General features: G+C 45.3%; 5 protein-coding genes and 1 pseudogene. 2 read left to right on the plus strand and 4 right to left on the minus strand.

All coding sequences use genetic code 11. From position 1 onward, the window contains the following. Positions 1 to 44: 44 nt before the first annotated feature. The 4 genes from JCM15124_RS01985 to JCM15124_RS02000 are packed head-to-tail and all read right to left on the minus strand — an operon-like array spanning position 45 to position 5,922. Complete coding sequence (locus JCM15124_RS01985; protein WP_024998076.1) at positions 45 to 1,268, minus strand: DUF4876 domain-containing protein; 1,224 nt, start codon at positions 1,266 to 1,268, stop codon at positions 45 to 47. A gap of 35 nt (positions 1,269 to 1,303) precedes the next feature. After that, complete coding sequence (locus JCM15124_RS01990) at positions 1,304 to 2,812, minus strand: DUF6850 family outer membrane beta-barrel protein (protein ID WP_024998077.1); 1,509 nt, start codon at positions 2,810 to 2,812, stop codon at positions 1,304 to 1,306. After that, complete coding sequence (locus JCM15124_RS01995; protein WP_024998078.1) at positions 2,813 to 3,196, minus strand: hypothetical protein; 384 nt, start codon at positions 3,194 to 3,196, stop codon at positions 2,813 to 2,815. Beyond that, positions 3,193 to 5,922, minus strand: a complete 2,730-nt coding sequence (locus JCM15124_RS02000; protein ID WP_024998079.1) for a TonB-dependent receptor — start codon at positions 5,920 to 5,922, stop codon at positions 3,193 to 3,195. The genes JCM15124_RS01995 and JCM15124_RS02000 overlap by 4 nt, the downstream gene beginning before the upstream one ends. Positions 5,923 to 6,462: 540 nt before the next feature. Here JCM15124_RS02000 and JCM15124_RS14510 point away from each other — a divergent pair. Together JCM15124_RS14510 and JCM15124_RS12895 are read left to right on the plus strand one after the other, a co-directional pair. Next, entirely contained in the window at positions 6,463 to 8,877 is a 2,415-nt protein-coding gene (locus tag JCM15124_RS14510; protein ID WP_232220052.1) for a ribosomal protein bL12, read from the plus strand. A 224-nt stretch (positions 8,878 to 9,101) separates the two neighbouring features. Beyond that, positions 9,102 to 13,645, plus strand: a pseudogene (locus JCM15124_RS12895) (choice-of-anchor J domain-containing protein). The last annotated feature ends 123 nt before the right edge of the window (positions 13,646 to 13,768 follow it).

Raw genomic sequence — 13,768 nt, forward strand, 5'->3', positions numbered from 1 at the left:
GCTGTTAGAGTGCGCTTTTTGCGTCTCTAACAGCTTTAAATACCTTACTTAACGGTTGGTGTAGCCTTTGGTGTGAAGTCTTCAGTTGAGTTGTTGGTATCTGCATATTTACCATTCACCATCTTGCGTACTACAGCTGTCCCAATACCGCTCTTGTCGTTTTTATTGTCTGAACAATAAGTATAGCCCTTGTCAAGTATAATAGACATTACGCGCCATTGGTGGTCGTTGTCCTTATAAGAAAGGTTTACGGCATCAATAATCCACGCATTTGGTACGAAATAAGCGTTGGTTGTCATCAATTTACCATTAACTGCGTAGTATTGGGCATCGTATGCGTTGTTCTTCAGGAAGTCGTCTTTCGTGCCACGAATCTTAGCAATCGCATAGGCATTGTTGCCGTGCATATTGAGAATAAAGAAAGATTGAGTATAGCAATACCACTTGTCGAGGTTCTTGACAGATGGGTTGTCCTCGTCCTTTATAGTTACCTTAGACTCATCGTAAAACTCAAAGTCAGCCTTGCTGAGGTCGTAAGACGAGCCGCTTACTGTTTTATGGTCTTTTGCATTCAGTGCAATTAAAAGACTTTCGCCCGGCTTTACAGGAACGTCTTTTCCACTTCCGGGTATCATATAAATGGCTTCTGCAGCAAAACCTTCGTCGCGTAAGTCCTTCAGATACTTCTGTGGGTTGTCGTTTCTGAAAGCTGACTCCATGATAACAATACTGTCGGCATATAAAAGCTCGTTGCTGTTATTGGTAATTTTAAAGTATTGGTCTCTGTTGTAGGGACTACCGCCGTCTCTTGGTGAACCACGGAAGAATATTTCAGATATAACAAAACCCTCTTTACCTGTGAAAACATCAAACAAGAGCTTAACGGTGTTGCCTGTTTGGCTTTCGGCAATCTCCACATTCTCGTTGGTAGCCTTTACGTTAGCTACGGTTTGTTTGCCGTCGGCTGTAAAGTGGGCTGTTCCAACCGCAAATACAGAGTATGAACCGACGGGTATATTCTCTATTTTTGCGGTGTACCCGTTGGCTGTTTTTTCAATCTGCTGTGTTGTATAGGGCTGTGCAGACTTCTTATTGATAAATACAATCTGTGCATCGGTGAGTGTTCCGTCTTGAATTGTCATTGGCATTTCAAGATTGATAACCACCGAAGAGGTTGCTGTTGGTTGGTCCTTGTCGTCCGAACAAGAAACAAAACTAAAACACATTACTAAGAGCAGCAGTGTGCTCATTAAAATTTTCTTTGTCATTTTCTTTCTATTTAATGGATTATTGAATAATTTATTTAGAACGTAAGCCCCATTGTAAGGCTCATCGTTATTTGTTTTTTATGTTCCGTCGTGAAGGTTGTTGCGCCTTGTAGTTCGGCAAACATACCATAACGTGGGTTGTTGATTTTGTAGTCGGTGCGAAAACGGGCGTTGATATGCCCATGACCGGCACGCTGCTGTATATAGTTGTAATTTACCATCTGCGTAAAGAAGGGTTCCATATCGGCGTATGGCATGTCAATGGTTGCATTTGCTTTTGCAAAATAAGCTGCCGTCAGTTGGCAATCAATAAGCCATCGTTTACCAATGGGCGACAACAGTTGCGTAGTAGCTTCGGTGAAGATGTGCGAAAAGTTTATTTTCCTGCTTGGATAAACATACTTTGAGCGGTTGGAAACGTAGCCCAACTTTGCTCCGATGGTCCATTGGCTCTTTGAAAGAGCAGTAAACATACCCCCTGCGTATGCCGTAGTGCGGTAATGTTTGTACATTGTGAGGTCTGCCAATACAGGGTAAACACCTGCAACGGCATCGCCTGCAACGTGTTCGTCGCCGTGCCGGCAGTCGAAAGCGTAGTGTGCGAATGTTGCCCATTGGTTTCCGGCAGCCTTGTTTCTAAAGCCTGCAGTTACAGCAACATTGTTGTTGTATAATGTTGTGAGTGGTAACGAGTTGTATTCGTTGCTGATACGTTTGTATCGGCTGCTTTCTAATGTTATGTCGCCATAGAAACCACGTTGCGTAAGCGGTTGTGCCGAAAGCAGAAGCGTACTTCCGCTACCCGTATAGTTTACATCGGAAGCAAAGCCGGAAAAGCGTTTGTAGTGCGTTCCTAATCCCGTCATCACGTATTGGGCTGCTCCGCCCTGTTCGTTGTATAGGTCTACATCGTTCGACTGTTTGTATATATTGCCCGAAAGACTTGCTCCAAGTTGATAGTTGCCTGTTGTCTGATAGGCTGCACCTACTTTCACTGTAAGGTCGGAAACAATGCCACGCATACGCGGGTCGTAGTTTCTCCATTCTTGTTCGGCACGGAACAACATCTCGGCACCTACGTTCCATTTGCCAATGGCAGTGGCGTAGCCTCCCGAAAATGTGTATCGCTCGCCCTGTGTATCGCCTCCTACGGTATCGGCAAGTATGTAAGGGGCAAGCAAATCGTAGTCGGAGGTGGAGTTCCACCGTATGTTGGACGTCTTTTGGGTTGTATATGCCGCTTTCCCCCATACTGTTGTATGATTGGAAAGGCGAATATAGGCTGTGGTTTTGGCTTCTGCTGCCGAATGTCTGTCGCCTTTTTCAAGCAACAAAGGGGCTGAAGCGTGTGAATAGCGGGCTGTCAGCATAAGTTCGTTTTGTGTAAACCGAAAGGCAGTACCGTAGATGGCAGGGTTCTGCCACGCTGTTTGATAAGGCAAGTTGGTAATGCTTGCCCGCTCATAGCGTGCCGAATCTTGCGCAAAGGCGATATGAGCAGATGCTACACCTATTATAATATATAGCAGTCGGAGTCTTTTCATTTAATCTGTAAATATGGGTTTCATTTCAAGAATGTAGTCGTCGCTGTCGGCAAAGGCAATAAAGTCGGTCTGACTGCGAAACGAGCGTATGCGGGTTTGCTGCTTTGGGTTGGTGTATCGTATGCTGCCGTCTACGCTGATTTGATAAGCACCACGCAGCAGTTGCTGTTTAAGAATGTTTCCATTGAAATTCGTGGAAGTAATAACTTGCTTTGTGTTCAGATTTCTTATCGTGGCAGTTGCCTGAACACGGTCTATTTGCAAACTGTCGCCACCACTGACAACGATGGTTACCGACGCCATATAGTCGTCGGTGCTATTGTGGCAGGCTGTTAAAGCTGTGCCGATGAGTGCAAGAAATATTATCTGAAGTACTTGTTTCATAATTTTGCATTGACTTCCAAGCCAAAATAAGGGCGTACGCTGCGTCTTATCTTAATGCCGTTTTGTTCGTAATCAGGAGTATAATCTAAGATTTTGTTGCAGAACATCGCTACATTGAGGCGGTCGTTGAGCAACTTCTTCGTTACCTTTAAGTTCAAATTCATTGAGAACGGTACGGTATATTTTATGTATTCAACTGCCGAATGGTTGCGAACGAGGAAGCGCAGATACGTATCGTTTGCATATTCCTTTTGCCAATCGTGTATCGTGCCGTCGGGAGAAATATATTGGTCGGGTTCATTGCTTAGCGGAAGTCGCTGCGCAGAGCTGAACCAAAGGCATTGAGCCGATAGTGAAAAGCCCAAACGGAGCTTTGGAATGTCGGTGTCGAACGTGAAATTGGTATTTGCCATTTCGTTTTTCAGACCGTCGTTGTCGCGGTATAAGCCGACATACTGTATCTGTTTGTTGTTGATAACCGCTGAAGGGCGATAGGCAACAACCTGCGAATTGCGGTAAACGGTTCTGAACCATGCTCCGTTTACAGTGAGTCGGGTGTGCAACGACGGTATTCGGCGTGTGGCAAAGGTATATTCTATGCCTCGCTTTAACGTCTGACTGCCGTTGGTATATTCGTTTCGTCCAAACAATTCCTGCACCATTGTGAAGGGTAGGGTGGCAACATCGGGTGCAGCCGTTATACTGTTGGGATCGATACCCGATGTATCGTATTGCTTGAATGTGTAGGGTTGGTAAACAGTATTTCCGCGGAACCCCGACGTCATGTTCTCTTTGAAGTAGGTAACAGATAGGTTGTTGCCCGCTATATTAATGTCTGTGCCAAACTCCCACTTCAGATTGCGGGCAGGCTTCAATGCTTTGTTGGTGGCATCGGTAACGAATGTGCGCACGTTAATTACTCTGTAATTGTTGTTGGGGTGGTAGTAGCTGAGTTGCACAATGTCCAAATAGCGTGGGTCGGGGTAAAGATACTCCATTGTTGGGTTCTTCGTGTGCTGACCTACGCCACCTTGTATGCGGACATTTGTTGTCCATTTGCCTATTTTGAATTGCGGAAACGACCACCCAAGGTTCATTCGCGGGTCGAAATACCAATGTCCGTGCATCGTGTAGGAAGTGGGCAGATTAAGCATTTGACTCGCTCTGATACCTCCGTTCAGTTCAAACGTATGGCGTGCAATGGGTATGCGCAACTGTTCTTCGGCATAAACGGCAAGCGTATTCATAGCCGGGATAGTTGAAAGTTTACGCTGTCGGACGGAAATACCTGTATAAGGTGGGTGCAGAGGGTCGAATTTCTGTCCGTCTCCATAGTTCTTATCCAATGTCCAAGATGCACCAACAAGCAACGTGTTGGCAATGATGGTAGATGGAATTTGCAGTTTTCCATTCAGCCGGGCAAATATATTGAGGGGCTTTCCGTCCACATCTTGAGTACCATAATAGGTGTAGGGCAGAATGGGAACGTTGTATTCGCCTTCTTCCGTGGTGGTTACGGCAGGCGTCATTTGCGATAATTGCACCAAACGTGTGCGCGAAATAACATCGTGCTGATAGCTTGAGGAGAACGTTGCGCTTATCGACTTTAGCCAAAGTTTGTGTTTAAATGCTACGTTGAGTGCCGTATTGAAGGCGAAACGGTTGTATTTCGATTTGTAAGTATCTATTTTCCCTTTGTTTAAGTCGGGGTCTAACTTCTCACCATCGAACGAACCACCATAGTCGAAGTTGTTCGTCCACTTCAGCGTATAGTTCTTTTTAGTCCAAGTTGCGCCGCTACGTGCCGAGAATGTAACGCGTGAGTAACGCTCCAACGAATTGCGTGGGTCGCGATTGGCATCAAGATAGTCGGCACTAAGGTTGAGTGTCCAACGCTTTCCGAACTCGAAACCCTTTGCCAAGTAGAAAAGTTTGCTGCTCATGTCGGCTTTTAAGCGAGCACTCAGATTGTTGCCGCCACGACGGCGTTCTATTTTTACGAGTCCCGTGGTAAGATCGCCATATTCCACGGAAGGAATACCGCGCACTATTTCCACCTTTTCAATATCGTCGGTCGATATGGTTCTCATGTCAATGCCTTTATTGGTAAAGTCGCGATTGGTAACAGGCGTGTCCCAAGCCCCTTTCATATACTGCATATTGGCATTGTTTGAAACGGGTGCTCCATCAATGACGAAACTTGTTCCAAGCGACGAAGTGGCATAGTTTGCACCACTGTTTGATGATACTTCGCGCAACCGAATGCTGTTCGGGCTATTCAGCGACGGGTCGGCAGAACGTCCGCCGGGCAGCAATTCCAATAAGTCGGAGAAGGTAGAAGGCTGCAAATGCTCCATAGCCTTCTTGCCAATGGTAGAGGCAGAAGCCAATCCGCGCGACTCTTGTGCCGTAACTACCACTTCTGCCAATGCGTTTGTGTCTTCTACTAAATAGTAGGTAGCATCTTTAGTAGCTTTTGCAACCAATGGTTTAAATCCGATATAGCTTATACGGATAGTTTTTCCATTTATGTTTTTCGCCGTAAAACGCCCGTTCATATCGGTTATTGCCACAACATTCTTGGTTTCTGAAAGTGTAACGGAAGCCCCTATAACCGGTTGATGCGTAAGGTTTTCCAAGACAATCCCACCTGTTGTATCTTGTGCAAACCCCGTAATGGCGTGAAAAATAAATATAAAAAAAAGTATGTATCCTGTTCGAATCATTTAGCAAATGTTATTTGAAATCGCAAAAATAAGCAAATAGAATATTTTATGCAATACTCAAAAGTGGGTAAATTGCTGTAGTATGGAATAAGAGTTACAGCGGTATGTCTTATCGCTTGTATTAATGAAAGGATGAGGAAATTGTGTAAACATTTTTCGTAAGGGCAACTATTGCCTAACTATTTGTTTGTCAATGTATTATAAAACCTATTGTTTCGCATCGCAAAAGCGTAATTATCACTTTTTAACAGAATTGTCTTTACAGAACAGAAGAGAAGAGCTCTCTCTGTTTCATTAGGGGAGTTATACTTTTAAAAGACGATTTAGGCTTTTGACAGACAGCAAGTAAAGCATAAGAATAGTATTCGTTTTTTTGTCGTTTCTTATCAATAATAGTCTTATACTTTTGCACAAATTAAAAAAAAAGGATTATATTTGCAACCAAATAGCTAAACAATTAATTTATTAATCAAAATGCCCCGGTCTCGGTAAGGCGTTTCCCTGTACGTACAGGGATTATGGAGAGGCACGTTTAAAACAATGAAAAACAATTTACTTAGGAACATGTATGCGGCTGTGGTCGCACTGTTCGTTACGGCTTTCGTCCTGCCACAGCAGGTGCAGGCAGAAAACTACAATCTTCTGATTGGCGGAAAGCGTGTAACTTCTGAAAACTGTGGCGACTTGACAGCCATAGATGGCGTAAAGGGTAAAGCTAAGTACGACCCGACAACGAATACGCTTACTCTCGAAAATGCTACTATTACCACTACAGCGGAAAAGGCTGCCGGTGTTGGTTTTTGGAACTCTATCAAGGACTTGAAGGTAGTCCTCATCGGCGAGAATACCATTACTTCGGAGAAGAGCGGTGGTATGGTTAATTACGAAAAGCTTACTTTCACAGGCTCAGGCAAACTTACAATAAAGGGTGCAATGTCCGGTAATGAAGACTACTGCTATGGTGTCCTCAACCCCGGCACCGTTATTGTTCAGGAATGTTCTTTGGAAATCAGCGGTGGTGTGAACGGTATCACCAGCGGCCGTTGGAAGTTCAACAAGTGCAACGTTCGTATCAAAGGCAACGGAACAACCAAAGACGAATACAAGGGAAGTATGGGCAGATTAAACTATGTTCCTGAATTTACCGACTGTAAAATCGCTACTCCGGCGGGTACGGAATGGAAGAAGCTGGAAAAGAGCGGCTATACCTTCCACTCTCTCTTTGGTTCAGATGGCAAGGTTGTAACCGATTGGGTAACAATCAAACCTAATACCGCACCTGAAAACTACGGTATTCTGATTGGCGGAAAGCGTGTAACTTCTGAAAACTGTGGCGATTTGACTGCCATAGACGGCGTAAAGGGTAAGGCTAACTACGACCCTGCAACGAATACCCTCACTCTTGACAATGCTACAATTAACATTACGGCGGAGAAAGCTGCGGGCGTTGGTCTTTGGAACTCTATCAAGGACTTGAAGGTAGTCCTCATCGGCGAGAATACCATTACTTCGGAGAAGAGCGGTGGTATGGTTAATTACGAAAAACTTACTTTCACAGGCGCAGGTAAACTTACAATAAAGGGTGCAATGTCAGGTAATGAAGACTACTGCTATGGTGTTCTCAACCCCGGCACCGTTATTGTTCAGGAGTGTTCTTTGGAAATCAGCGGTGGTGTGAACGGTATCACCAGCGGTCGTTGGAAGTTCAATAAGTGTAACGTTCGTATCAAGGGCAACGGAACGACCAAGGACGAATACAAGGGAAGTATGGGCAGATTAAACTATGTTCCTGAATTTACCGACTGTAAAATCACTACTCCGGCAGGTACGGAATGGAAGAAGCTGGAAAAGAGCGGCTATACCTTCCACTCTCTCTTTGGTTCAGATGGCAAGGTTGTAACCGATTGGGTAACAATCAAACCTAATACCGCACCTGAAAACTACGGTATTCTGATTGGCGGAAAGCGCGTAACTTCTGAGAACTGTGGCGACTTGACAGCCATAGAAGGTGTAAAGGGTAAGGCTAACTACGACCCGGCAACGAATACCCTCACTCTTGACAATGCTACAATTAACATTACAGCGGAGAAAGCTGCGGGTGTTGGTCTTTGGAACTCTATCAAGGACTTGAAAGTAGTCCTCATCGGCGAGAATACCATTACTTCGGAGAAGAGCGGTGGTATGGTTAATTACGAAAAGCTTACTTTCACAGGCGCAGGCAAACTTACAATAAAAGGTGCAGTGTCAGGTAATGAAGACTACTGCTATGGTGTCCTCAACCCCGGTACCGTTATTGTTCAGGAGTGTTCTTTGGAAATCAGCGGTGGCGTGAACGGTATCACCAGCGGCCGTTGGAAGTTCAACAAGTGCAACGTTCGTATCAAGGGTAATGGAACAACCAAGGACGAATACAAGGGAAGTATGGGCAGATTAAACTATGTTCCTGAATTTACCGACTGTAAAATCGCTACTCCGGCAGGAACGGAATGGAAGAAGCTCGAAAAGAGCGGCTATACCTTCCACTCTCTCTTTGGTTCAGATGGCAAGGTTGTAACCGATTGGGTAACAATTCAACCGAATAGCACACCAACAACCTACGACCTTGTGTTGGAAGCTGTTGGCGAAAGAGAAATTGCAGTAATTGGTATTGTGAAGGATATTACGGGTCTTGGAATGATGGCAGCTAAGAAACTTGTTGAGTCTGCGCCTTGCATTATCAAGGAGAATATGACGGAAGATGATGCCAAAGCAGCAAGAGACCGACTACTCGAAGTGGGTGCTACTGCCAGCATCTATCCTCACGGAACATGGAAACCAACCGGTATAAACGTTCAGACAGTAGACACCGCTGCTAAAGTTATTTACACTTTGCAGGGTGTTCGTCTCAACAACAAGTTCGAGAACTTGCCTTCTGGCGTTTACATCGTAAACGGAAAGAAAGTATTGAAGAAGTAAAGCTTTTCGCTATCAACGAATAGGCACGGCTCTATTCCACGAGTGGTATCAAAGATAAGCCACGAGTGGTAATATATATTAAGGCATATTCTAAAAACAATCTTTGAATGGTTCTCCCATAACAGAGGTTTTTAGAGTATGCCTTAAGATTTTTTTTAGAGGACTTAATGAAAGAACCTTTATCTCTTACATTAATACAAATCTATCATTTTAACATTATATATATGAAAAAAGCACTTACTACTATCATCTTATCAGCAATGGGTCTGTGCATTCCAACAATCGGTGTGGCACAGAAAGCCCATAGATTGATGAAGCCAAACCCAACACAATCTGCAAGGCAGCCGATGCTTCTTGCTCCATTGGAGAATTCAATGATGCGCAAGGCGTCTGATGGAACACCGAGAACTATCGACCCTTCTGTTACGCTTTGGGGTAACGCTACGATTAACGGGGAATGGGGTTATTACTCTTTCCGTCCTCAAAGCACAGCGGGCAAGATAAGCTTTACCCAACTGGGAAAACAAGCTCAGCGTATTGCAAAAAACGGTGTACAGATAGCCGATGGCAAGCTGTATACGGTAGATTTCCAACGTTATGGGGTTGGGAACGGCGAATTAACACTTTATACCTACGACCTTTCCACTTGGGAAGGTGGCGGAAAGAGCTACGATGATTTCTCGCTTGCAGCATTGGAAACAGCACAGGCAAAGGACGGTACGGTGTATGGAGAGTTCTATAACAGTGCTGCCGGCAATCAGCAATACGAGTTGGGTACTGTAGATTACCGCACACGCAAACGTACTACGTTTGGAACGACCACGCGTAAGTATGTAGCTATGGGCATAACATCTGATAATCACCTTTACGGTATAGCTTCAGACGGTATCCTTTATAAAATCTCTACAACTGACGGCTTAGAGACAAAAGTAGGTTCGACCGGTATTGAACTTACGGACGAATGGGGAGGACCTTACTTCCAAACGGGAGAAGTTGATCCAAAGGATAATACTTTCTACTGGTATGCACAAGACAAAGATTATAACACTGCTCTTTATACGGTCGATTTGGCAACCGGTGCAGTTACAAAGATAGCCGACTCCAATATCACGCTATACGGTATGGCGATAGCTCCAGCCCCGGCCGATAGCAACGCACCTGCTACCGTCTCGCAATTGGCAGCTACATTCAGCGGAACAAGCCTCAACGGAACGGTGAGGTTTACTTTACCCTCTAAGACCGTAGGGGGAGATAATTTGCACGGGAGCGTTGATTATGTTATTACAGCCAATGGAACGCAATTGGCGGCAGGCTCGGCTCAACCCGGTGCAGCTATCAGCAAGCCTGTTCAACTATCTCACAGTGGCGAATACAGCTTTGCCGTTACTGCATCAAACTCTGCAGGAACATCACCGGCAACTACTATCAGGCAATGGATTGGTTTTGATGAACCGGAAACAGTAGGCAATCCTACGGCAACATTGGCAAATGGTGTGGTAACAATAACATGGACTGCACCTACGGCAGGCATTCATCAAGGTACACTTGGCATTTTGACTTATGATGTAATCCGTGTACAAGGGCGCGATACTACAAATGTGGCAACAGGCATTAGCAGCACATCATGCACCGATGATGTATCGGCAGCGCAACAAGCAAGCTATACGTATGCTGTCAGGGCTATCAGTGGCGATGTAAAGGGCAGCCGCTGGGCTAATACGGCTCCCTTGGTAGCAGGTTCTGCTATAGAGCCGGACTGGAACTATAGATTTGAAGGCGCATCTGCTTTGTCAATGTTCAAAGTAATCGACGCAAACAACGATAAATTCACATGGTGGTGTAACGGAGTGTTGGGTTACGGTGCCATGAGTAATCAAATGCGTGTTACTACAGCAAGCGACGACTGGCTTGTAACGCCTCCGATACATTTATCTTCCGACCGTGTTTACACTGTAGCGTTTAAGGTGCGCAATATAATGGACGCACATAAAAACACCATCGAGGTGAAGTGGGGAAAGGGAAACAACCCCGAGCAACTGTCAAACACCTTAATAGATACTTTCACTCCTGACTTTTCAGAAACTAACGGACAATGGCAGGTATGTACTGCTGATATTATTCCCGACGCCAATGGCAGTTTCTATATTGGTTTCCACGATAATACCACTGCCAAAGAGAAGTATCAGATTGCCGTAGACAGCATTACTATTACTAAAACGGCATACGCTGCAGCTCCCGACTCAGTAAAATCGCTGACAATTACTCCTGCGCAGAAAGGAGCACTACAAGCAACTGTCAGCTTTACTACTCCGAATGTCAGTCTCAACGGGGCGATGCTGAACCGCATAGATAGTTTCGTTGTAAGCAGAGATGGAATGCAGGTTGCCCGCATAGGTGCATCAGCGACAGGCACACGAGTGGAATGGACAGACAAAGACGTTCCGACAAACGGCTTTCACACCTATACCATTACCCCATTCCTTGATGGGCACATCGGACGCAAGTCTACAGGCAAAGCATTTATAGGAATAGACAGTCCTCATAATCCTACGGGCATCGTGTTTACCGACGAAGGAACAAAGCTGAAAGCTGTGTGGGATAGCTTCCAATCAGTGGGAGCCAACGGTGGATACTTCGACCCTGAGAATGTCAGCGTAACGTTCTTTGCACTCGAAAAGGGCGAATTCGGATATGAAGTGAGCGACTCGCTGACGACAAGTAATCCCGGCGAAACAAGCGCAACCATACCTTTTGACCCTAACAAAACCACAATGGAAGACGGAAAAACCCAGACTTTGGCTTGGTTTGCAGTCAGAGCCAACGGCGACGGTGGGCAGAGCGACTATGTTACTGCTCGCGGAGTGGTTGTAGGACCGTCTATTCCGCTACCTTTCAAGGAAAGTATGAAAGGCGGACAGTTAGATAACGGCTTTGCATCGTTGTTAGGTAACGAGCAATACAACAATCGTAAAACGGCAGCTGCATGGCGTGTAGTTCCCGATGCAGCTTCGGATAACGACGGTGGTAGTCTCCTTTGGACAAACTATACCGAAGAATATGCCGGAAATGAAGTAGCGTTCACGATACAACAAGGTGATGAGACTTCGGTCAATATGCCGAAGGTAGCTCTTGCAGGGGCTACAAATCCTAAATTATTCTTCGACCTTTATTCTTTGACAGGCAACGAAGCCACACTGAAAGTATTGGTGCAAACACCTGATGGCAAAGACCACGTGGTAGCACAGTACAATCTTAACCAAACAGCAAAGGACGGTTGGGAACGAAAGACAGTTGATTTGGCTCCTTATGCAAAAGAAAGATATGTCATCGTCAAGTTCGATGGAGTTGCAGAAGGCTCTAAAGTGTTTATAGGAATAGACAATATAAACATTATCAATCAGCTTGAACGTAACCTCGCAGCGATAAGCATCAAGGCTCCGGAAAGCGTTGTAGCAGGCAAGAAAGGGAAAGTTGAAGTGGTTGTGAAAAATCTTGGAGCTGCAGCAGTAGGCAGATACTTTGCTCTTCTTTACACAGATGGCAACCAGTGCGATGCGGTTAGCAGACTTAAAGAGCTTTCTCCGATGGCAAATGATACTATAACTTTGAAGCTGCCTGTTGCCATCAACGAGCAGGCAACATCGTTCCAAGTGAAAGCCATGATTATATACGATGGCGATATGCTGCTTACCGACAACGAAACAGAAACTAAAACAGTTAAAATCGTACCTTCGCCATACGGCAGAGTGAACGACCTTAAGGCAGAGGCAATTGCTGATAACAAGGTCGTGCTCACTTGGGGACGCCCCGTATTGCCCGAACCCGAGCGAATTAACGACGGTTTTGAAAGCTATGCTCCGTTTGCAAAGGATATGACACCTTGGACGCCGGTCGATGGAGATAAGGGAATGACAGGTGCGTTACAGCCATCTTCAACGTACCCCGGACAGGGAGAGCCTTTCGCCTTTACCGCCTTTAATCCTAATTGGTGGATTGCAGATATGACAGATGTGAATCCGGGACTGGCTCCTCACGGTGGAAACCAATATGCTGCGGCTGTCTACGGATACGATTCCAATCGTAAACTCGTAGCACAAAACAACTGGCTCATCTCTCCGCGACTGTCCGGTAGAAAGCAGGAAGTAACATTCTATGTTATGAACATCGCCACTCGCACAGGCGACACAAGCTATACTGAGGACTTCGATATTCTTTATTCGACAGAGGGAACCGACACTGCTACCTTCGTTAAGATAAAGAGCGAGAAGGCAGACGGAACTAACGCCTACAACGAAGATGCCAACTGGAAACGCATAACCGTTGAAGTGCCGGAAGGAGCAAAGTATTTTGCCATTCATCATAACACGCCTAAGGGCAAAGCTATATCTTCGGTGTCGATGATGTAAGCTATGAACAGGTGGCAACAGGTGCGGACGATGATATAACAGAGTACGTTATCTATCGAGACGGAAAGAAGATTGACAGCGTAAAAGGCGATAAACAGACTTATACCAACACTCGCGTAACGGGCGACCATGTATATAATGTTACCGTCGTGTACACCTCTAAGGACGGCGAAATTAACGAGTCGGGCTTCTCCAACGATGCCTCTACCGGTGTAACTTCCATTAATTCAGTCGATGACGCTTCTTCATCATTCGACATAACAACCATAAACGGCATCAGAGTACGTACCGGTGCTAAGGACAAGAATGGTCTGAAGCGTGGCGTGTATATCATTAATGGCAAGAAATATGTGGTAAAATAAACGTTGGACAAGCCAACTTATCATTTCTAAGCAAATCCGTCCTAATGAACCGATTGGGGTTTAAGTACAAAAAAGAGTGCTGCTTTCACATTGTGGAAGTGGCACTCTTTGTTAGTGAATACA

It is taken from the genome of Prevotella falsenii DSM 22864 = JCM 15124 (assembly GCF_000613945.1).
Classification (GTDB): domain Bacteria; phylum Bacteroidota; class Bacteroidia; order Bacteroidales; family Bacteroidaceae; genus Prevotella; species Prevotella falsenii.